At 60.8% G+C, this 19770-nt stretch carries 20 protein-coding genes; 12 read left to right on the top strand and 8 right to left on the bottom strand.

All coding sequences use genetic code 11. The features are described 5' to 3' along the window. Genes B9Z47_RS10255 through B9Z47_RS10245 form a run of 3 tightly spaced genes read left to right on the top strand, consistent with a single transcriptional unit; the run spans position 1 to position 3341 of the window. On the top strand, positions 1-1623 hold the full coding sequence (locus B9Z47_RS10255; protein ID WP_108331119.1) for a gamma-glutamyltransferase family protein: 1623 nt from the start codon (positions 1-3) through the stop codon (positions 1621-1623). Beyond that, a complete protein-coding gene (locus B9Z47_RS10250; protein WP_108331118.1) occupies positions 1620-2522 on the top strand; it encodes a DMT family transporter in 903 nt (300 codons plus the stop codon). The genes B9Z47_RS10255 and B9Z47_RS10250 overlap by 4 nt, the downstream gene beginning before the upstream one ends. 18 nt (positions 2523-2540) lie before the next feature. Next, positions 2541-3341 (top strand): SDR family oxidoreductase, encoded by an 801-nt coding sequence (locus tag B9Z47_RS10245; RefSeq protein WP_108331117.1) that lies wholly within the window; start codon positions 2541-2543, stop codon positions 3339-3341. A 239-nt stretch (positions 3342-3580) separates the two neighbouring features. On the opposite strand, the gene B9Z47_RS10240 is transcribed toward B9Z47_RS10245, so the two are convergent. Further along, positions 3581-3865 carry a TIGR03643 family protein gene (locus tag B9Z47_RS10240; protein ID WP_108331116.1) on the bottom strand — a complete coding sequence of 95 codons (285 nt, stop codon included), beginning with the start codon at positions 3863-3865 and terminating at the stop codon, positions 3581-3583. Between the two features lie 174 nt (positions 3866-4039). Between B9Z47_RS10240 and B9Z47_RS10235 the strand changes: the two genes are divergently transcribed. Genes B9Z47_RS10235 through B9Z47_RS10225 form a run of 3 tightly spaced genes read left to right on the top strand, consistent with a single transcriptional unit; the run spans position 4040 to position 5363 of the window. Continuing rightward, on the top strand, positions 4040-4276 hold the full coding sequence (locus tag B9Z47_RS10235; protein ID WP_108331115.1) for a hypothetical protein: 237 nt from the start codon (positions 4040-4042) through the stop codon (positions 4274-4276). Continuing rightward, positions 4269-4823, top strand: coding sequence for a demethoxyubiquinone hydroxylase family protein (locus tag B9Z47_RS10230; protein WP_233253748.1), 555 nt, complete (start codon positions 4269-4271; stop codon positions 4821-4823). The genes B9Z47_RS10235 and B9Z47_RS10230 overlap by 8 nt, the downstream gene beginning before the upstream one ends. 51 nt (positions 4824-4874) lie before the next feature. Then, entirely contained in the window at positions 4875-5363 is a 489-nt protein-coding gene (locus B9Z47_RS10225; protein WP_108331113.1) for a low molecular weight protein-tyrosine-phosphatase, read from the top strand. A 230-nt stretch (positions 5364-5593) separates the two neighbouring features. Here the strand turns inward: B9Z47_RS10225 and B9Z47_RS10220 are convergent, their stop codons facing one another. Continuing rightward, positions 5594-6493, bottom strand: coding sequence for a DMT family transporter (locus B9Z47_RS10220; protein ID WP_108331112.1), 900 nt, complete (start codon positions 6491-6493; stop codon positions 5594-5596). Between the two features lie 121 nt (positions 6494-6614). On the opposite strand from B9Z47_RS10220, the gene B9Z47_RS10215 reads away from it, so the two are divergent. Continuing rightward, on the top strand, positions 6615-7598 hold the full coding sequence (locus B9Z47_RS10215; protein ID WP_108331111.1) for a quinone oxidoreductase: 984 nt from the start codon (positions 6615-6617) through the stop codon (positions 7596-7598). A gap of 117 nt (positions 7599-7715) precedes the next feature. On the opposite strand, the gene B9Z47_RS10210 is transcribed toward B9Z47_RS10215, so the two are convergent. Continuing rightward, positions 7716-8864 (bottom strand): aminotransferase class V-fold PLP-dependent enzyme, encoded by a 1149-nt coding sequence (locus B9Z47_RS10210; RefSeq protein WP_108331110.1) that lies wholly within the window; start codon positions 8862-8864, stop codon positions 7716-7718. A 154-nt stretch (positions 8865-9018) separates the two neighbouring features. Between B9Z47_RS10210 and B9Z47_RS18375 the strand changes: the two genes are divergently transcribed. Beyond that, the gene (locus B9Z47_RS18375) at positions 9019-10056 is read left to right on the top strand and encodes a hypothetical protein (RefSeq protein WP_146185781.1); all 1038 of its coding nucleotides are present in this window, start codon (positions 9019-9021) and stop codon (positions 10054-10056) included. 62 nt (positions 10057-10118) lie between these two features. Here the strand turns inward: B9Z47_RS18375 and lspA are convergent, their stop codons facing one another. The 3 genes from lspA to B9Z47_RS10190 all read right to left on the bottom strand — a co-directional run bounded on the left by lspA (position 10119) and on the right by B9Z47_RS10190 (position 14745). Beyond that, positions 10119-10634 (bottom strand): signal peptidase II, encoded by a 516-nt coding sequence (gene lspA / locus B9Z47_RS10200; protein WP_108331108.1) that lies wholly within the window; start codon positions 10632-10634, stop codon positions 10119-10121. A 31-nt stretch (positions 10635-10665) separates the two neighbouring features. After that, on the bottom strand, positions 10666-13563 hold the full coding sequence (ileS, locus tag B9Z47_RS10195; RefSeq protein ID WP_108331107.1) for an isoleucine--tRNA ligase: 2898 nt from the start codon (positions 13561-13563) through the stop codon (positions 10666-10668). Positions 13564-13695: 132 nt separating this feature from the next. Continuing rightward, positions 13696-14745: a bifunctional riboflavin kinase/FAD synthetase gene (locus tag B9Z47_RS10190; protein WP_108331106.1), complete on the bottom strand. Its 1050-nt coding sequence runs from the start codon at positions 14743-14745 to the stop codon at positions 13696-13698. Between the two features lie 180 nt (positions 14746-14925). Here B9Z47_RS10190 and B9Z47_RS10185 point away from each other — a divergent pair, with 180 nt between their 5' ends. The 4 genes from B9Z47_RS10185 (at position 14926) to B9Z47_RS10170 (ending at position 17175) form a co-directional block, all read left to right on the top strand. After that, complete coding sequence (locus B9Z47_RS10185; RefSeq protein WP_108331218.1) at positions 14926-15483, top strand: HNH endonuclease; 558 nt, start codon at positions 14926-14928, stop codon at positions 15481-15483. Positions 15484-15589: 106 nt separating this feature from the next. After that, positions 15590-16561 carry a DNA ligase gene (locus tag B9Z47_RS10180; protein WP_108331105.1) on the top strand — a complete coding sequence of 324 codons (972 nt, stop codon included), beginning with the start codon at positions 15590-15592 and terminating at the stop codon, positions 16559-16561. A gap of 64 nt (positions 16562-16625) precedes the next feature. Further along, positions 16626-16916 (top strand): BrnT family toxin, encoded by a 291-nt coding sequence (locus tag B9Z47_RS10175; RefSeq protein ID WP_233253747.1) that lies wholly within the window; start codon positions 16626-16628, stop codon positions 16914-16916. Further along, positions 16882-17175 carry a BrnA antitoxin family protein gene (locus tag B9Z47_RS10170; protein ID WP_108331104.1) on the top strand — a complete coding sequence of 98 codons (294 nt, stop codon included), beginning with the start codon at positions 16882-16884 and terminating at the stop codon, positions 17173-17175. Before B9Z47_RS10175 ends, B9Z47_RS10170 begins: the two co-directional genes overlap by 35 nt. A gap of 191 nt (positions 17176-17366) precedes the next feature. On the opposite strand, the gene B9Z47_RS10165 is transcribed toward B9Z47_RS10170, so the two are convergent. Continuing rightward, positions 17367-18482, bottom strand: a complete 1116-nt coding sequence (locus B9Z47_RS10165) for an acyl-CoA dehydrogenase family protein (protein ID WP_108331103.1) — start codon at positions 18480-18482, stop codon at positions 17367-17369. A gap of 10 nt (positions 18483-18492) precedes the next feature. Continuing rightward, positions 18493-19674 carry an acyl-CoA dehydrogenase family protein gene (locus B9Z47_RS10160; RefSeq protein ID WP_108331102.1) on the bottom strand — a complete coding sequence of 394 codons (1182 nt, stop codon included), beginning with the start codon at positions 19672-19674 and terminating at the stop codon, positions 18493-18495. Positions 19675-19770 lie beyond the last annotated feature (96 nt).

Genomic DNA, 19770 nt, shown 5'->3' with positions numbered 1-19770 from the left:
ATGAACTTCGACTACCAGTTCCCCTACACCAGCACCCGCTTGCCGCTGTTTGCGCGCAATGTGGTCTCCACCTCGCACCCGCTGGCCGCGCAAGCAGGCTTGCGCATGATGCTCAAGGGCGGCAACGCGGTCGATGCCGCCATCGCCGCTGCCGCCGTGATCACCCTGACCGAGCCCGTGAGCTGCGGCTTGGGTTCGGACGCGTTTGCCATCCTGTGGGACGGCCAAGAGCTGCACGGCCTGAATTCCTCCGGCCCCGCGCCTGCGACTTGGACACCGGAGTACTTTCACCGCAAATACGGCGCCGAGACCAAAACACCGCCCAAGCGCGGTTTTGACTCGGTTACCGTGCCGGGCGCGGTGGCCGGATGGGTGGCTTTGAGTGAGCGCTTTGGCAAACTGCCTTTTGCCGACCTGATGGAGCCCGCCATCGAGGTGGCCGAGCGCGGTTATTTGATTCCCGTGGTGGTCCAGCAAAAGTGGGCTGCGGCCACACCCGAGCTGCAGTCGCAGCCCGGCTTTGCGCAAAGCTTTTTGCCTTGGGGCCGTGCGCCGCAGGTGGGCGAGTTGTTCCAGTTCAAGAACGCGGCGCGGGGCCTCAAGGCCATTGCTGCCACCAAAGGCCAGGCCCTGTATGGCGGTGAGATCGCCGAAGCCATTGAGCGTTTTGCCAAAGACAACGGCGGCAGCATTACCGCCAAAGACCTGGCCGACTTCAAGCCCGAATGGGTCAAGCCCATGGCGCAAGACTACCGGGGCTACACCCTGCACGAGATCCCGCCCAACGGCCAAGGCATTGCCGCGCTGATCGCACTGGGCATCCTGTCCAACTTCGACCTGGCCAGCCACAAGGTGGACAGCGCCGACTCGCAACACCTGCAGATCGAAGCCATGAAGCTGGCCTTTGCCGACGTGTACCGCTACGTGGCCGATCCGCGCTTCATGGAGATGCCGCCCGAGCAAATGCTGGCCCCGGCCTATTTGGCCAGCCGCGCCAAGCTGATCGACATGAAAAAGGCGCAAGACTTCAAGGCGGGCAACCCGGTCAAGGGTGGCACCATTTACCTCACGGCCGCGGACGAGAACGGCATGATGATCAGTTTCATCCAAAGCAACTTCATGGGCTTTGGTTCGGGCGTGGTCGAACCCACTTACGGCATCAGCTTGCAAAACCGGGGCCATGGTTTCAGCACCGACCTGCAGGGCCAGAACTCCGCCAACCTGGTCCTGCCCGGCAAGCGGCCCTTCCAGACCATCATTCCGGCATTCCTGACCAAAGACGGCCAGCCGGTCATGAGCTACGGCGTGATGGGCGGCAACATGCAGCCGCAAGGCCACATGCAAACCCTGGTGCGGATGCTCGACTACGGGCAGAACCCGCAAGCGGCTTGTGACGCACCGCGCTGGCGCTACAACTCGGGCTTGAACATCAACGTCGAAGCGGCGATGAATGGCCAGACTGTGCAAGAGCTGATCGCACGCGGCCACCAGCTCGACATCATCAACGATTCTTACCAGGACTTTGGCGCAGGCCAATTCATTTGGCGCATGGGTGACCCGGCCGTGCAGGGCTATCAGGTGGCCAGCGATCCGCGCCGCGATGGGCAGGCGGTGGGCTTTTGACGGTGCCTGCACGTTCGCCGCAGCTCACCACGGGTTTGTTGTTTGCCATGGCGGGCTCGATCGCCTTCAGCGGCAAAGCCATCATCGTCAAGTTGGCTTATCGCCATGGTGTCGATGCGGTCACCCTTGTCATGTTGCGCATGCTCTTCGCCTTGCCTATGTTTTTGTGCATGGCCTGGTGGGCCGGTCGCGGCAAGCCTCGGATTGCTGGGCGTGACTGGCTGGGCATTTTGGGATTGGGCTTCAGCGGCTATTACCTTGCATCATTTCTGGATTTCTGGGGCTTGGAATACATCAGCGCGTCGTTGGAGCGCTTGATTCTTTACCTCAACCCCACGCTGGTCTTGGTGCTGGGCTGGTTGCTTTATGGCCGAAAAATCAGCTACCGCCAAGGGGTAGGCATGGCCATCAGCTACGCGGGTGTGATGCTGGTGTTCGGGCACGAAGCGGCGCTGGACGGCAAGAACGCCGCCTTGGGCGCAGCGCTGGTGCTGGGCAGTGCCATCAGTTATGCGCTGTATCTGAGCTACAGCGGTCAGATGGTGCAGCGTTTGGGTTCGCTCAGGCTGGCGGGCTGGGCCACTTCGGTGGCTTGTGTGTTGTGCATTGGTCAGTTCATGCTGCTGCGCCCGCTCGGTGCGGCGCAGGTGGCCGAGCCCGTGATCTGGTTGTCACTGCTCAACGCCACGGCTTGCACGGCGGTGCCCGTGGTGCTGGTCATGATGGCCATCGAACGCATCGGCTCGGGCCTGACGGCGCAGACCGGCATGATCGGCCCCATGTCCACGCTGCTCATGGGCGTGTTCATTTTGGGCGAGCCCTTCAACATGTGGATTGTGGGCGGTACCGTTCTGGTGCTGTCTGGTGTTTTCTGGGTGACACGTTCGCCCAAAGTTTGAAACCAACAGGAGATCAAGATGGATTTGGGCATTGCAGGCAAGTGGGCTTTGGTGGGCGGCGCGAGCAAAGGCTTGGGCTGGGGCTGTGCGCGGGCCTTGGCGCTGGAGGGTGTGAACGTGGTCATGGTGGCGCGAGGCGCTGAAGTGCTGAACAAGGCGGTAGACGACTTGCGTGCCGAAACAGGTGGTCAAGTGCAATTGATCGCGGTGGCACAAGACATCACCACCGAAGCCGGGCGCGAAGCGATCTGGAACGTGGCGGGCGGCCCCGGCAAGGACTATGACATCGTGGTCACCAACGCAGGCGGCCCGCCACCCGGCGACTTCCGCGACTGGGACCGCGAGGCCTGGCTCAAAGCCATCGACGGCAACATGCTCACTCCCATCGAACTCATCAAAGCCACGGTCGACCGCATGGCCGCACGCGGCTTTGGCCGCATCGTCAACATCACCTCCAGTGCGGTGAAAGCGCCCATCGACGTGCTGGGCCTGTCCAACGGGGCACGCAGTGGCTTGACGGGTTTTGTGGCGGGCGCATCGCGCAGCAAGATCGCCACGCAAGGCGTGACCATCAACAACTTGCTGCCCGGCAAATTCGACACCGACCGCATCCGCGCCACGCTGCCTGCCATGGCGCAAAAGCAGGGCAAAACAGTGGAAGAAATGCGCGCCATCCAGCAAGCGCAAATCCCGGCAGGGCGCTATGGCAACCCGCAAGAGTTCGGCGCCATCTGCGCCTTTTTGTGCAGCCAGCACGCGGCCTACATGACGGGCCAGAACGTGTTGGCCGATGGCGGGGCTTATCCGGGGACGTTTTGACGCATCTTGGCGTTGTGCGCTGAAGTTCTGCAATGGCTATCGGGCCATTGCAGTGGCCTTGGGCGGATGTTTGAGCCTGCGGTTGGTGGTCTTTTTGGGGCCGTCCACGGTCAGTGGCAACAGTCAATTATTTTTTCTGCCCAAGCTGGGTGGCGGCCTATGCTTGCTGACACTGGCTTTCCTCGGCTTACCTCGAATGCACTCTCATTGGCTGCCGCTACGACCCATTTGAAGGGCAATCAACAATTCGCCCTTCGATGGTCTGCCACCAGGCGGTCGTGAAATTTTATTTCTGGGCTTCTCAGTGCCCGATGCTTGGTCGTTCGTCCTTTCATACGCTCGCGCCACAGCCGAAATGTGTTGGGACGCAGTTCGTGTCGCATGAGACGAATGACATCTGCCTCAGACCAACCCATACGCTCCTGAATGGTTTCAAAGGCAGTCCTGTCTTCCCAGGCCATCTGGATGATGGCAGAGATATCCCCCTCTGACAGGCTTGAAAGACGATCTGAAAATTTGGCCATCGTGGCACTCTTCCTTCAACAAGCAATATTTCGATTAACCAAGAACAAAGAAATTTGAATGCAGTTTGCCTTGAGCGAGCTATTCCCGAGCACTCATTGGGGACAAAGCATTCTTGAGGTGTCTTCTGTTGGACAGGTTGCCATATCCTGAAGGCTTAACAAAGGAGTTCATCGATGAAACATCTTGTTCTAGGTTCAATGTTTGTGTTTTTTGCAGCCACTGCCTTAGCGCATGGCTGCCCGGGTGAGATGCGAGCCATTGATGCCAAGATGCCCTCTGCGACATTGCCAGCAGCTGACATGTCCAAAGTCAAGGCTTTGCGCGAAGAGGGTGAAAAATTGCACAAAGAAGGCAAGCACACAGAGTCGATGAAGGCGCTGGCCGAAGTCAAGAAACTGTTGGGTGTCTGACACACCGCTGTGGATGACGAAAGGCCTGTCCCACCATCTTGTACAAGAACTGCGTTCTGACCATGCGGGTGAGACGGGTGCTGTCTACATTTACAAAGGCATTCAAGCCGTAGCGCAGTGGCGCGGCGACCTTGAACTCATGGCTTTTGCCAAGGCACATGGCGCGACCGAAGCCGACCATTTGACCCAAGTGGAAAGTTGGTTGCCCGTCTCACAGCGAAGTCGTCTTTTGGGGCCATGGCGTTTGGCCGGATGGCTGACCGGCGCGTTGCCAGCCTTAACAGGTAGACCTGCCGTTTACGCCACGATTGCGGCGGTCGAGACCTTTGTCGATCACCATTACCAGCAGCAAATTGACCACATCCATGCGCACGGTGGCCCCGAAGGCTTGCTGCCGCTGTTGCTCCGATGCCAAGCAGATGAACAGCATCACCGAGATGAATCCGCCGCCTTAGCAGGCAGCCATCCGGGTTTGTTTTTGCGGATGTGGTGCTGGACGGTCGGCTGGGGCTCGTCTGCGGCTGTGGTTTTGGCCCGACGCCTCTGATCTGGGGTGAACGGCTTGACCCCCCTTTATGCACCCTCAACAAAGCATGAAATGAACCCAGCCGATTTCAAAATTCTGTTTGTTTGCATGGGCAACATCTGTCGAAGTCCCACGGCACAAGCCGTCTTTTTTCAAAGACTGGCGGAGCAAGATCTTCTGCACAAAGTCAAAATCGACTCGGCAGGAACGCACAACTTCCACCCCGACGCGCCCCCCGATGAACGCAGCCAGGCGCATGCGCGCAAACGAGGTTATGACCTGTCGCATTTGAGGGCCCGGCCCGTTGTCGAGCGTGACTTTGAAGAATTTGATTTGCTGCTGACCATGGATTGGGACAACCGCGCCTTGCTGGAAGAAAGGTGCCCTGCACAGCATCTTCACAAGATCCGGGGATTCGCTGAGTTTTTGCAAACCACGCAGGCGCCCGTCATACCTGACCCCTACTACGGTGGCAGCCAAGGGTTTGAACACGTATTGGACTTGATCGAAGAGGCCAGCGAAGGCCTGGTGAAATTCGTCAGTCAAAAGACACAGGCATGAAACCCATGAATTCAGCGGTCATTGAGTTGCGAGATCGCTTGGGCAGTGGATCTCTGGGCGTTCGCCTCTCGCTCGACGAGATGTCCACCAGGGCACTTCGGGCGGATCAACTCAAGTCTGCCGAGGGGCCACTGTCGGTGCAAAAGAGTCCTTGGCAAAATGGCTTCGTGCACTCGCCGCATGAATTCACTTCACAAATGTCTGAAGCAGCTGAGCAAAACCTTTGCGGCTTATTGCCTGGACGACACCACAATCCCGCCCACGATCAGCGCGAACGCCGCCACGTGGTACAGGTGCGGCAACTCGCCCAGAAAGGCTGCCGAAAAAATGGCTGCAAACAAGGGCGTGAGGTTGGCAAAAAAACCGGCTACCGCTGGCCCTGCCCGCTGGATGCCCAGGCCCCAGCAGCGGTAGGCCAGCACGGCCGGGCCCACCGCTACAAAAGCCAAGGCACTGATGAGTGGCCAGCCCCAGGTGATGTGGGCATCGGTCAGGCCCCATTCCAAGCCCGCAAACAGGCCGGACCAGCCCAGGCCAAACACCACCTGGGCCAGCAAAAAGGCCGCCCAGTCGTTGCGGATGGCATCGGGCTCGTCCCTGCGGCTGAGCAGCCAGCTGTACCAGGACCAGCAGGCCGTGGCCAGCAAGACGAACAAATCGCCAATGACCAGACGCACGGCCAAGAGCTGCGCCCAGTCGCCCCGCGACAGCACCACCAGCACACCCACAATCGACAGCGCCGCGCCATACATCTGGGCGCGGCGCACAGGTGCCTGAAAAAACAGCGCCCCGATGGCCAGCATCCAGACCGGGCCACTGGCGGCCACCAGGGTCACATTCAGCGGCGTGGAGGTTTGCAGCGCCAGGTATTGCAGCGCGTTGTAGCAGCCTACGCCCAGCAAGCTGAGCAAGGCAAAACGCCGCCAGTGTTGCCACAGACCGCTGCTGCGCCGCAGCACCCACGAGGCCAGTGGCAGCAAGATGAACAAGGCCACGGCCCAGCGCAAAAAGTTGAGCGTGATGGGCGGCACCAAGGTGTTGACCAAGCGGCCGATGACCGCATTGCCAGCCCACAGCAGTGGGGGCACGGTCAGCATCAAGGCCGTGCCGGGAGAGAGTTTTTGGGACATGCGGCACTGTATCGGCATTCGGGTATTCCCGCTGTCTCCGACCTGTCCCCACCCCGAACACAGGGACGTGATTCGTGGCAAAGTCACGCATCGTTTGCTTTCCATCTTTCAGGAGAATCCCATGAGCCTTGCAGTCCAGATCGACCAACACGGTGGTCCCGAAGTCATGAAATTGGTCGATGTGACCGTCGGCGAACCCGGCCCGGGCGAGATCCGCATCCGCCACAAGGCCATTGGCCTGAACTTCATCGACGTTTACCAGCGCAGCGGCTTGTACCAACTCCCCATGCCGCTCAAGCTGGGCATGGAGGCCTCGGGCGTGGTCGAGGCCGTGGGCGAGGGCGTCACGCATCTCAAGGTGGGTGACCGCGCCGCCTATGCCAGCCAGCCACCCGGCAGCTACTGCGAAGTGCGCGTGATGCCCGCCAAGTGCGTGTGCAAGTTGCCCGATGCGATCTCGTTCGAGACGGGCGCGGCCATGATGCTCAAGGGCTTGACGGCGCAGTATTTGCTCAAGCGCACGCTGCCCCAGGGTGGTTTGCAGGCCGGTGACTTTGTGCTGTTCCATGCGGCTGCCGGTGGTGTGGGCCTGATCGCCTGCCAGTGGGCCAAAGCTCTGGGTCTGCGCCTGATCGGCACGGCCGGCAGCGATGCCAAGTGCGCACTGGCCAAAGCCAATGGCGCGGAGTTTTGCATCAACTACGCCACCGAGGACTTCCAGGCCAAGGTCAAGGACATCACGGGCGGCGCGGGCGTGAAAGTGGTTTACGACTCGGTGGGCAAGGACACGTGGGACAAGTCGCTCGATTGCTTGGCCCCGTTTGGGTTGATGGCCAGCTTTGGCAATGCCTCAGGCGCAGTTCCGCCATTTGCCCCCGGTATTTTGGGCAACAAGGGCTCGATCTATGTGACGCGCCAGACGCTGTTCAGCCACATCACCACGCGTGAAAACACCCAGGCCATGGCCGATGACTTGTTCGAGGCCGTGACCAGCGGTAAGGTCAAAATCCACATCGACCAGACTTATCCTTTGGCGCAGATTCAGGAGGCGCACAAGGCGTTGGAAGCTCGCAAGACCACGGGTTGCACCATCCTCACTTTGTGAACAGGCGTTGGTGCTTCGGTACCGAACGCTTGGACTACAGGGTCTGAATGAAAAAAACCGCTGACCTTTACGGGCAGCGGTTTTTTTACACCCAGGCTATGCAGCCAAGCGATAGGGTCAAGCGGCCAGCTTGGCCTTCGGGGCAATGGTCTCCAGCGCATCGCGCAGGTGTTGCAGCGTGCGTGGCACCTGATGCCATTTGTCCAGACCGAACAGCCCCATGCGGAAAGTCCGGAAGTCGGCCGGTTCGTCGCACTGCAGCGGCACACCTGCGGCAGTCTGCAGGCCCAGCGCCAGGAACTTCTTGCTGCTTTGGATCTCGGGGTCGGTGGTGTAGCTCACCACCACGCCGGGTGCTTCAAAGCCAGGTGCTGCCACGCTCGGGAACCCGTGCTCCAGCAGCAATGAGCGCACCTGACGGCCCAGCGCCATTTGTTCATCGCGCACCTTGGTAAAGCCGTAGGCTTCGGTTTCCAGCATGGCTTCTTGCAGGCGCTGCAGCGCGTCGGTGGGCAAGGTGGTGTGGTACATGTGGCCACCGCCCTCATAGGTTTCCATGACCTGCAGCCACTTTTTCAAGTCCATCGCAAAGGTGGTGCTGGTGGTGCTGTCAATCGCCTGGCGGGCGCGTTCGCTCAGCATGACCATGGCGCAGCAAGGTGAGCTGCTCCAGCCTTTTTGTGGGGCGCTGATCAGCAGGTCCACACCCGTGGCCTTCATGTCCACCCACATCGCGCCCGAGGCGATGCAGTCGAGCACGAACAGGCCGCCCACGGCGTGCACGGCGTCTGCCACGGCTTTCAGGTAATCGTCGGGCAGGATCATGCCGGCGGCAGTTTCCACATGGGGTGCAAACACCAAGGCGGGTTTCTCGGCGGCAATGGCGGCGGTCACCTCGGCAATCGGGGCCGGTGCCCAGGCCGCTTGCGAACCTTCTGCCACGCGTCGGGCCTTGAGCACGCTGTGGCTCTTGGGGATCTGGCCCATGTCAAAAATCTGCGTCCAACGGAAGCTGAACCAGCCGTTGCGGATCACCATGACATGCTGGTGGGTGGCAAATTGGCGGGCCACCGACTCCATGCCGAAGGTGCCGCTGCCGGGGACCAGCGCAACCGAGTGGGCGCCGTACACGGTTTTGAGCATGCGCGAGATGTCGGTCATCACACCGCCAAAGCGTTTGGACATGTGGTTCAGGGCGCGGTCGGTGTAGACCACCGAGAATTCGAGCAGACCATCGGGGTCGATGTGGGGCAGCAGTCCGGGCATGGGGTCTCCAAGATTGGTTTTGTCAGTGGCAATAGCTTACCGCATAGCCTTGTGCAGGCCACATTTGAAACAAAGCGTAACCGCGTAATTTTTGAGTAACTTTGTTTTATAAATATTCATAAGGCGAAATTCACAGCCAAGCAAGGAAGTCTTCATGAATAAGTTATCCCACTGTTTTTTGTCGATTCCACTGGCATTGGGTCTCGCTGCTTGTGGCGGCGGCGGTGGTGATTCGTCCTCGAACAACAAACCACCGCAACCGCCACTGCCAGTTGCAACCACTGAGGTTTTCGTGGGCGATGTCATTGTGGCCCGACTGGAAAATGGGCAAACGAAAACTGTCCCACTTGCAAACCTGAACGATGTCACGTCCTACGGCAACGGACATTCCAAGAGAGGTGACGTTTTGCTCATTCCCAGCACCTCTGGTGTTGTGGTTTACAACATGGCGACGAGTTCAGTGGTGCGCGAAATTCCATTCACAGGTCAAATTGTGAATGTCCGCCATCTTGATGACAGTACCGCGCTGGTCTTGCGACGGCGTGAGCGGTATTCATTTGTTGAAAATGGACGTCCAGCCACCGATGCCAACAATCTCTTGACTGTCAATCTGACAACAGGTGCGGTGACCAATATGGTTCAGCTGGGAAATACGGATACCCACCTTGCCAATGGTCTTTCGGTGGATGTGGGGGGGCGCAACGCGTGGGTCACTCTGAATGCATTGGCCGGTGCTGGTAAGGTGGTGAAAATTTCCTTGGGCGATGGTGCGATCAAAGATGTTTCCAGCATCACTGGCAATGCTATCCAGTGTGGCGAAAATACTTCCACTGTTTTTTTGTGCAGACAAGGAGGCGGTGGCTTCGCACTCTCCAAGACTGATGGCAGTACGAGGCCTCTCACGACCGAAGCCGAAGCCCAAGGTTATGCCGAAGACTCTACCTACGCCTACTACACGCTTTTTAGCGCCGCACAGCTTGTGCGAGTGACCAAAGCAACTGGTGGAAAAGAGATGCTGGCGACCGGTGCCAATCCGACATCCGTGTTCATTGGTAAAACTGGAGACATTCTGGTTTTGGACAGCGACCCCGCTACAACGCCCTCAAAAAGAAGGTTGATGAAGTACACCTTCACGAGCGCACCCAGTGAGGTTTACTCAGCGGGCATTTTGTACCAATACGATTTTCGGTGAACTTCCAGCGAAGACAAGGTTTGCCGCAGGCTGCTCAAGTTCAGGCTGGGCGTATTGATGGCTTAACGCCCGCGCCGGACCCGCAGGATTTCGTCCAAGATCAGCAAGGCTGCGCCCACGCTGATGCCGGCATCGGCCACGTTGAAGGCGGGGAAGTGCCAGGCACCCCAGTAAAAGTCCAGGAAGTCGACCACGTAGCCATGCAGCAGGCGGTCGATCACGTTGCCAATGGCCCCGCCCAGGATGAGCGAAATGGCCAGGCCAAAGAGTTTTTGGCCGGGGTGGGCCCGCAGCATCCAGACCATGAAGAGGGCCGCGAAAACGCCGATACCGGTGAAAAACCAGCGCTGCCAGCCGCCTGCACCGGCCAGAAACGAAAACGCCGCGCCGTGGTTGTGCACCCGCACCAGGTTGAAAAACGAGGTGATGGGCGTGCTGTCTCCGAGCTGGAAAGCGCCCAGCACCAGTACCTTGGTGAACTGGTCGAGCACCAGCACCAAGAGGGCGATGCCCAGCCAGAGCGCCATGCCTTGGCTTTTGCTGGCGTAGCTTTTGCCGATTTTTTTGCTGCTGGCCATGGGTGTGCCTCGTGTTGTGGGTACGTGAAGGTCAGGCCACGCTGCGGGTTTCGCCCGCGCCGTACAGGTTGCTCACGCAGCGGCCGCAGATCGTGGGATGGGCCGCGTCGTGGCCCACGTCGTCCGCGTAGTGCCAGCAGCGCTCGCACTTGGTGGCCTGGCTGGCGGTGACCTGTACCGCCAATGCATCGCCTGCCTGCAAAGTCACTTTGGAGGTGATGAACACGAACTTGATGTCCGCGCCCAAGCTGGCCAGCAAGGCGTGGTCAGCGGCAGGCGCAGCGAGGGCGATCTCGGCTTGCAGCGATGCACCCACCTGGCCTGCGGTGCGCAGGTTCTCGATGTCCTTGTTCACCAAGTCGCGGATTTCGCGGATGCGGGCCCATTTGTCGAGCAGCTGCGCATTGGCCGCACCGAAGTCGCTGAAGGTTTCCAGGAAGATGGACTCCGACTTGCCAAAGGTGCTCCAGGCTTCTTCGGCGGTGAAGGACAGGAAGGGCGCCATCCAGCGCAGCATGCCGTGGGTGATGCGGTAGAGCGCGGTTTGCGCACTGCGGCGTGCCAGCGACTTGGGGGCTGTGGTGTACAGGCGGTCTTTCAGCACATCCAGATAGAACGCGCCCAGATCTTCCGAGCAGTAGATTTGCAGCTTGGAGACCACGGGGTGGAATTCGTACTTGTCGAAGTGGGCGCGGATGTCGGCTTGCAACTCGGCGGCGCGGGTCAGCGCAAAGCGGTCGATTTCCAGCAGCTGGTCGTCGGGCACGGTGTCTGTCGCTGGGTCGAAGTCGCTCACGTTGGCCATCAAAAAGCGCAGCGTGTTGCGGATGCGGCGGTAGGCATCGACCACGCGGGCCAGGATCTTGTCGTCGATGTTGAGGTCGCCCGAGTAGTCGGTGCTGGCCACCCACAGGCGCACGATTTCTGCGCCCATTTTGCTGTTGATGGTTTGCGGCTCGACGGTGTTGCCCAAACTCTTGCTCATCTTTCGGCCTTGGCCGTCGGTGGCAAAGCCGTGGGTCAGCAAACCTTTGTAAGGGGCACGGTCGTACAGGGCGCAGCCCAGCAGCAGCGAGCTGTGGAACCAGCCTCGGTGTTGGTCGTGGCCTTCCAGATACAAGTCGGCCTCAGGGCTGGAATTGTCAGGGGAGCTGTGGAAAGGCGGCACGCCATAAGCGTCTTTGTGGCTGCCGCGCAGCACATGCTGGAAGGTGCTGCCCGAATCGAACCAGACTTCCAAAATGTCGGTGCTCTTGGTGTAGCTGGGTGCATCGGCTGCGCCCAGAACTTCTTCCACGGTCACGCGGCTCCAGGCTTCGATGCCGCCTTTTTCCACCATGTCGGCGGCTTGGTCCAGGATGGCCATGGTGTTGGGGTGCAACTCGCCACTGTCTTTGTGCAAAAAGAAGGGCACGGGCACGCCCCAACTGCGTTGGCGCGAGATGCACCAGTCGGGGCGGTTGGCGATCATGTCGCGCAGGCGGGTTTTGCCGTTTTCGGGGTAAAACTGCGTTTGCTCGATGGCGTCCAGCGCCAGCTGGCGCAGGGTCTTGGGCGCTTTGTCCTTTGTGAACACGCCCTCGCCCTCGTCCATGCGCACAAACCACTGGGCGGCAGCGCGGTAGATGACGGGGGTTTTGTGACGCCAACAGTGCGGGTAGCTGTGGGTGATTTCCACGGTGGCCATGAGGCGGTCGCTCTGGCTCAGCACCTCGATCACGCGGGCACAGGCTTTCCAGATGTGCTGACCGCCAAAGAACGGCAGCTCGGGGGCGTACACGCCATTGCCTTGCACCGGGTTGAGGATGTCGTCGTATTTCAGGCCGTGAGCCACGCAGGAGTTGAAGTCGTCCACGCCATAGGCGGGGGCCGAGTGCACAAGGCCGGTGCCGTCGGTGGCGGTCACGTAGTCGGCCAGGTACAGCGGCGAGGTGCGGCGGTAGCTGTAGGGGCCGCCTTCTTCGGCGGTCACGGTGTCGTGCAGCGGGTGACGGAACACCAGACCGCGCAGCTTTTCGCCCACAGCGGTGGCGATCACGGTGCCTTGCAGCTGGTAGCGCTCCAGGCATTTGTCGACCAGGCTGGCGGCCAGCAACAGCACGCCACGGGGCGTGTCCACCAGCGCGTATTCCAGCTCGGGGTGGGCGTTGAGTGCCTGGTTGGCCGGGATGGTCCAGGCGGTGGTGGTCCAGATGACGGCAAATGCGCTCTTGCCTACAGGCAGCGCGCTCAGGCCAAAGACAGCGGCCAGGGCGGCGTTGTTGTCAGCTTCAAAAGCCACATCCAGCGTGTCGCTCTTTTTGTCGGCGTATTCGATCTCGAATTCGGCCAGCGACGAGCCGCAGTCAAAGCACCAGTACACGGGCTTGAGGCCCCGGTACACAAAGCCGCGCTCGATCACGCGCTTGAAGGCGCGGATTTCACCGGCTTCGTTGGCGAAGTCCATGGTGCGGTAAGGACGCTCCCAGTCGCCCAGCACGCCCAGGCGCTTGAAGTCTTCACGTTGTTGGTTGATCTGCTCGGTGGCAAAGGCACGGCTCTTGGCCTGCATGTCGTCGCGGCTCAGGTTGCGGCCGTGCAGTTTCTCGATGGCGTTTTCGATCGGCAGGCCGTGGCAGTCCCAGCCGGGGATGTATTGCGCGTCAAAGCCAGCCAGTTGCTTGGACTTGACGATCATGTCTTTCAGCACTTTGTTGAGTGCGTGGCCGATGTGCAGCTTGCCGTTGGCATAGGGCGGGCCGTCGTGCAGCACGAACAGTGGGGCACCCTGGCGGGCGGCGCGCAGTTTTTTGTAGAGACCGCCGTCGTTCCAGTCTTTGACCCAGCCCGGCTCGCGCTTGGGCAGGTCGCCGCGCATCGGGAAGGGCGTGTCCGCCAGGTTGAGTGTGGCGCGGTAGTCTGTACTGGGTGGCGTGGTTTGTTCGGTCATGGTGCTTCAAGTCGGGAGGGCTTCGACAAGCTCAGCCCGAGCGGCGGGCCGTTCGGAGAGATCTAAAGGAGGTGGGCCGTTGAGGTCGTTCGCCCTGAGCCTGTCGAAGGGCAGCAAACGAGGGCCGGAGCGTCAAATTCGGTCGCGGGTGGTCTGGCGGCTCAAAGACTGGGCATTGTCGCCACGGCGTGAGGCAAACCACGCTTGCGCGTCTTCGCAGTCTTTGGCAATGCCCTTTGTCAGGGCGTCCAGACCGTCGTATTTGAGCTCGTCGTGTAGTTTGTGCAGCAGATCCACGCGGATGATTTTACCGTAGCCCCCCTCGGGGCCCAGATCGGCGGGCCAGTCGAAGGCATGGGTCTCCAGCAGCACTCGGCCACCGTTGACATCGGTGGGGTCCAAAGAGGGCCGGATGCCCAGATTGGCCACACCTTTCAATGGGCTGTCACTCAAGCCGTGCACTTGCACCACAAAGATGCCGCTGGCAGCCGGTTTCCAGTGCGAGAAACGCAAATTCAGGGTGCGAAAGCCGTCGCCCGCGCCTTCGGCCGTTGCAGCCAACTCGCGCCCGAGCTTGCGCCCGTGCACCACATGGCCGCTGATGCTGTAGGGGCGGCCCAGCAGGGCCTGCACGGCTTGCAGTTGGCCCTGGCCCAGGGCATCGCGCACGGCCGAGCTGGACACGCGCAGTCCATGCACCTCGTAGCTGTTCATGCGCGCCACATCAAAGCCCAGGCGCTGGCCTGCGGCGTCAAGCATGGCGTAGTCGCCTGCGCGCTGGGCCCCGAAGCGGAAATCGTCGCCCACCAGCACATAACGCACGCCCAGACCACGCATCAGCACCTGCTGGATGAAGTCATCCGGGGACTGGCTGGCCAGCCGGGCGTCGAACGGCAGCACCACGACCTGATCGACCCCGCAGCGTTCCAGCTCGGTCAGCTTGTCGCGCAAGGTGGCGATGCGGGCGGGGGCCAGTTCGGGCTTGTTCAGGGCTTTGGCAAAGTAGTCGCGCGGGTGTGGCTCGAAGGTCATGACGCAGCTGGGCACGCCCCGGTGGGCTGCTTCGCTGCGCAGCAGGGCCAGCATGGCCTGGTGTCCCCGGTGCACGCCGTCAAAGTTGCCGATGGTCAGGGCGCAGGCCGGGGCCAGATCGGGGTGGTGGAAGCCGCGAAAAACCTTCATGTGTTGAACGATGTCCTGTCGCTGAGCTGGTCAGGCACCAGCTTTCACGGTTTTGTCAATGTAAGAGGGTATATTGTGACCGAGCCCGATCCCTTCATCCTTGCACCCCAAGGCATGAGGACCGATCGAGACGGAACTTTTCGTGTCAGTGGTTTTTTAAACTGTTGGATGGAGGCGTCTGTGAAGGTTTTGAAACTCTCGGCCCAAGGCTTGCCGCAATCGTGGATTACGCTGGAGCAGGCGGTCACGCATTACGCAGCCGACGAAGTGCGTTGGGAAGCGGGCCAGCAAGTGGCGGTTTTTCATGGCGGTCACAACGCGCTCACGGGCGAGCAATCCATCATCACCGTCAACAGCATCATCGGCACCCAGGGCGTGCCCCGCATCAACCCGTTTGACCTGCGCCCGGGCCTCACCAACACCAAACTTTTTGTGCGTGACCGCAACCTGTGCGCTTATTGCGGCGGGCATTTCCATGAGTCGGTGCTGACCCGCGAGCACATCGTGCCTCTGTGCCAAAACGGTCCGGACCACTGGATGAACGTGGTCACGGCCTGCCGTTCCTGCAACCACCGCAAAAGCAGCCGCACGCCCGAACAGGCCCGCATGCCTTTGCTTTACGCGCCTTATGTGCCCAGCCTGTGGGAAGACTTCATCCTGCGCAATCGCCGCATCCTCAGTGACCAGATGGCGTTTTTGATGGCGCATGTGCCCAAGGGTTCGCGTTTGATGGTTTGAAAGCGCTGGTTTTTCGCTTGCGTGGGCGGTCAAAGCGCCTCATCATGTCTGTCTGAAAACAAAAGGCCCAGGACTGAAGAGGCCGCAGCCCTCAGGGAGACGCAGCATGCAGACACAAGTCGTGGACACGGTGAGCGGGCGATGGGATGCCCGACTTCAGCGCATTTCAGGTTTTAAATGCTCGGCGCCTGCGCAGCCTTGCACAAAGCCGCCCGACCAGTCGCTGTCCCTGTCCCGGCGGCAGAGTTTGGTGGCGCTGTTCATCGGCCCTTGGCTCCCGCCTGTTGTGCGTGCCGATCAGTCCGCCACCACCCAGGTTCAGCTGGCCATGCTTTGGCCTCAGGCACGATCCCCGCAAGGTTTTTGGGTGAGTGAAAAATTCGACGGCGTTCGGGCCGTCTGGGATGGACAGGTGCTGCGTTTTCGCAGCGGCCGGGTGATTGCGGCCCCCGCTTGGTTTTTGTCGGCGCTGCCCCGGGTCGCGCTTGACGGCGAGTTGTGGATGGGGCGTGGGGCGTTTGACAGGCTTTCTGGCGTGGTGCGCCAGACCGAGCCCGACAACGAGGCCTGGCGGGCGGTGAAGTACCTGGTGTTTGACGCGCCCGGGCATGCTGCCCCGTTTGCCCAGAGGGTGGCATGGGTGCGGTCGACCTTGGCACAGGTGCAGCAGCCCTGGCTGATGCCGGTCGCGCAGCGCGAGGTGAACGACGCCCGCGCTTTGCAGGCCCTTTTGCGGGAGACGGTTCGCCAGGGGGGCGAGGGGCTGATGCTGCACCGCTCAGATGCCCTGTGGCAGCCGGGCCGCACCGATGCTTTGTTCAAATTCAAGCCTGAGCAGGATGAAGAGGGTCTGGTGGTGGGCCACCAACCGGGCAAGGGCCGTTTGCTGGGCATGACCGGGGCTTTGCTGGTGCAAATGCCGTCGGGCCAGCGCTTTGCCTTGGGGTCTGGGTTGAGCGATGCCCAGCGCCGCGATCCACCGCCCGTGGGGGCGTGGGTCACTTACCGTTACCGCGAGCGCACGCCCTCGGGTTTGCCGCGCTTTGCGTCTTTTTTGCGGGTGCGGGAGTCGGAGTGAGCATGTAAAGAGCATTCAAAATATCTAAAAACTTGCAATCTTTATTTAATGTGCATACAATAAAATGGTGAAGATTGGATTCGATCCAGCCAAGAATGCCGCCAATATGGCAAGCCGTGGTTTGCCGTTTGAGCTTGTCGAGCAGCTTGATTGGGCCCATGCGCTGATGGAGGAAGACACCCGCAAAGCCTACGGAGAGCGGCGATTTCAGGTGCTGGGGTTCATTGGGGGGCGGTTGCACGCCGTTGTATTCACGCCGCGCCAAGGCAAGGTGCATGTCATCAGTCTGCGCAAGGCCAATCTGAGAGAGGTCAAGAGATATGCCCAAACGCCCAAACCCACAACTGACGGATGACGACAACCCGGAATGGACGGATGCAGACTTTGCCCGCGCCCGCCCTGCATCAGAGGTGTTGCCTGAGCTGTTCGGAACCAAGACCGCACAGATGATGCTCAAGCCACGCGGTCGGCCACGCTCTGAGGTTGTCAAAGAACGCATCACCATCCGCTTTGATGCCGATGTGCTGGAAGCTTTCCGCTCCACCGGCAAGGGCTGGCAGACCCGAATGAATGACGCCATGCGTGACTGGGTGCGAGCCCAATCCCCGGTGTAGTTCACAGACAAATCCACAGGAAGATCTGAGCAAAGACAAAGGGCCCCTTGTGGGGCCCTCTGTCTTTGGAATGTCAGATCGATGGCGAGTGATTGTTTGGCCACCAGGCGGGACGGCGGCGCTGGTCGGGCGATGTGGCAAAGCGAAGCGCCTCTGAGCCCGGCCAGCGCCGCCGTCCCGCCCTACCCGATTCAGGCGAACACGCCAGCGGTTTCCTGCATGCGGGCCGACACTTCGCCCAGCTGGTGCAGGGTGTCACCAAAGGTCATGTCCAGCTGCGTCAATTTCTTGAAGTAGTGGCTCACGATGTACTCGTCGGTGACGGCAATGCCGCCGTGCAGCTGCACCGCTTGCTGGCCAATGAAACGCATGGACACGCCGAGCTGGTATTTGGCGCGGGCCAAGGCGCGGCGGCGCTCGTCAGCGGGCGCGTGCAACTTCAAGCTGGCGTAGTAGCTCATTGAGCGGCCCAGCTCCAGCTGCATCTTCATGTCGGCCACGCGGTGGCGCAGGGCCTGGAAGCTGGCGATGTTCACACCGAACTGCTTGCGGGTGTTCATGTAGTCCACGGTGATGGCCAAGGTTTTGTCCATCACGCCCACGGCTTCGGCGCAGGTGCAGGCGATACCGATGTCCACCGCTTCTTCCAAAGCGGCCAAGCCGTTCAGGGTGATCAGCTGTGCTGGAGCTTGGCTGAGCACCACTTCGGCAGCGCGTGAGCCGTCTTGCGTGATGTAGGCCTGTGTGCTCACACCGCTGGCGCTGCGCTCGACCAAAAACAAGGCGATCTGGCCGTTCACGGTGGCGGGCACCACAAAGGCATCGGCCTGGTCACCCACAGCCACCACGCTTTTGGTGCCGGTCACCAACCATGCGCCGTTCGATTCGGTGGCTTGCGCCGCGCAGCGGCCCAGTTGGTAGCGGGCACCGCGCTCTTGCTGCGCCAGCACCACGATGGCTTCGCCTGCCGCGATGCGCGGCAGCCAGGCCGCTTGCAGTGCTGCAGGCGCGTGGGTTTGCAGTGTGGCGCTGCAGATCAGGGTCTGGGTCAGAGGTTCGAGCACGATGCCGCGCCCGAGTTCTTCCATGGTGACCATGGCTTCGGTGGGGCCCATGCCCATACCGCCGTGGTCTTCGCTCACGTACAGGCCCGTCAGGCCCAGCTCGGCCATTTCGCCGTAAGCGGCGCGGTCAAAACCGCCTGCGGCGACGATGGCGCGGCGGCGGTCAAAGTCATAACCCTTGTCCACCCATTTGCGCACCGCGTCGCGCAGTTGTTCCTGGTCGTCAGAAAAATCGAAATCCATGTGTGTCTCCTTAACCCAGAACTGTCTGGGCGACGATGTTGCGTTGCACTTCGTTGCTGCCGCCGTAAATGGTGGTCTTGCGCATGTTGAAGTAGTTGGCGGCCAGGGGGGCGTTGGCCAGCGTGCCGCCTGGGAAGTTGCCCTGCCAGCCTGCGTCCATGGCTTCGAAGATGAAGGGCAGGGCAAAGGGGCCAGCGGCCTGCATCATCAGCTCGGTGTAGCGTTGCTGGATCTCGCTGCCCTTGATCTTCAAGAGGCCTGCGATGTCGAGCGAGTTCTTGCCGGATTTTTCGGCCGACAAGACGCGCAGCACCAGCATCTCCAGCGCCACGATGTCGACTTCGAGCTTGGCGATCTCGTCACGGAAACGCATGTCGTCGTACACGCCTTCGGTTTTGGCGATGCGCTTCAAGCGCTCCAGCTCACGCTTGGCGCGGTTCACGTCGGCGATGTTGGTGCGCTCGTGGGCCAGCAGGTGCTTGGCGTAGTTCCAGCCCTTGTTTTCTTCACCGATCAGGTTTTCAGCAGGCACTTCGACGTTGTCAAACCAGACTTCGTTGACCTCGCACTCGCCGTCCAACAGCTTGATGGGGCGCACGGTGATGCCGGGCGACTTCATGTCGATCAAGAGGAAGGAGATGCCGGTTTGGGGCTTGCCTTCGGTGCTGGTGCGCACCAGGCAGAAGATCCACTCGCCGTATTGGCCCAGGGTGGTCCAGGTTTTCTGGCCGTTGACGATGTATTTGTCGCCCACGCGCTCGGCGCGGGTTTTGAGGGATGCCAGGTCCGAGCCAGAGCCTGGCTCGCTGTAGCCCTGGCTCCACCAGACTTCGCCACTGGCGATGCCGGGCAAAAAGCGCTGCTGCTGCTCGGCGTTGCCAAAGGCCATGATCACCGGGGCCACCATCACCGGGCCAAAAGGCACGACGCGGGGGGCACCCGCCAGGGCGCATTCCTCTTCAAACAAATGCTTTTGCACGGCGGTCCAGCCCGGGCCGCCAAACTGGGTGGGCCAGCCCCAGCCCAGCCAGCCTTTTTTGCCCAAAATCTTGGCCCAGCGCTGCATGTCATCACGCGTCAGGCGCATGGCGTTGTGCACTTTGTGCGAAATGTCAGCGGGCAAATTTGCCTTGACCCAGGTGCGAATCTCGTCGCGGAATGCGAGCTCTTCGGGGGTGAATGCCAAATCCATGGGGTTTTCTCTCAAAATCAAACGACCGTGCTTTTTATCATGCGCAGGCCGATTCGGCTTGTCCTTGGTGCGACAAATGCCGGGATGCCCTGGGCC

This window comes from Limnohabitans sp. 2KL-1 (genome assembly GCF_003063435.1).
Taxonomy (GTDB): domain Bacteria; phylum Pseudomonadota; class Gammaproteobacteria; order Burkholderiales; family Burkholderiaceae_C; genus Limnohabitans_A.
This window is presented reverse-complemented; position numbering and strand designations above follow the sequence as displayed.

Bases quoted from the DNA above. Each gene is read 5' to 3' on its own strand.
- B9Z47_RS18375 (WP_146185781.1), top strand. From the start codon at position 9,019: ATGAATAAGTTATCCCACTGTTTTTTGTCGATTCCACTGGCATTGGGT.
- B9Z47_RS10235 (WP_108331115.1), top strand. From the start codon at position 4,040: ATGAAACATCTTGTTCTAGGTTCAATGTTTGTGTTTTTTGCAGCCACT.
- B9Z47_RS10215 (WP_108331111.1), top strand. From the start codon at position 6,615: ATGAGCCTTGCAGTCCAGATCGACCAACACGGTGGTCCCGAAGTCATG.
- B9Z47_RS10180 (WP_108331105.1), top strand. From the start codon at position 15,590: ATGCAGACACAAGTCGTGGACACGGTGAGCGGGCGATGGGATGCCCGA.
- lspA (WP_108331108.1), bottom strand. From the start codon at position 10,634: ATGGCCAGCAGCAAAAAAATCGGCAAAAGCTACGCCAGCAAAAGCCAA.
- B9Z47_RS10240 (WP_108331116.1), bottom strand. From the start codon at position 3,865: ATGGCCAAATTTTCAGATCGTCTTTCAAGCCTGTCAGAGGGGGATATC.
- B9Z47_RS10255 (WP_108331119.1), top strand. From the start codon at position 1: ATGAACTTCGACTACCAGTTCCCCTACACCAGCACCCGCTTGCCGCTG.
- B9Z47_RS10210 (WP_108331110.1), bottom strand. From the start codon at position 8,864: ATGCCCGGACTGCTGCCCCACATCGACCCCGATGGTCTGCTCGAATTC.
- B9Z47_RS10170 (WP_108331104.1), top strand. From the start codon at position 16,882: ATGCCCAAACGCCCAAACCCACAACTGACGGATGACGACAACCCGGAA.
- ileS (WP_108331107.1), bottom strand. From the start codon at position 13,563: ATGACCGAACAAACCACGCCACCCAGTACAGACTACCGCGCCACACTC.
- B9Z47_RS10245 (WP_108331117.1), top strand. From the start codon at position 2,541: ATGGATTTGGGCATTGCAGGCAAGTGGGCTTTGGTGGGCGGCGCGAGC.
- B9Z47_RS10225 (WP_108331113.1), top strand. From the start codon at position 4,875: ATGAACCCAGCCGATTTCAAAATTCTGTTTGTTTGCATGGGCAACATC.
- B9Z47_RS10165 (WP_108331103.1), bottom strand. From the start codon at position 18,482: ATGGATTTCGATTTTTCTGACGACCAGGAACAACTGCGCGACGCGGTG.
- B9Z47_RS10160 (WP_108331102.1), bottom strand. From the start codon at position 19,674: ATGGATTTGGCATTCACCCCCGAAGAGCTCGCATTCCGCGACGAGATT.
- B9Z47_RS10190 (WP_108331106.1), bottom strand. From the start codon at position 14,745: ATGAAGGTTTTTCGCGGCTTCCACCACCCCGATCTGGCCCCGGCCTGC.
- B9Z47_RS10220 (WP_108331112.1), bottom strand. From the start codon at position 6,493: ATGTCCCAAAAACTCTCTCCCGGCACGGCCTTGATGCTGACCGTGCCC.
- B9Z47_RS10175 (WP_233253747.1), top strand. From the start codon at position 16,626: ATGGTGAAGATTGGATTCGATCCAGCCAAGAATGCCGCCAATATGGCA.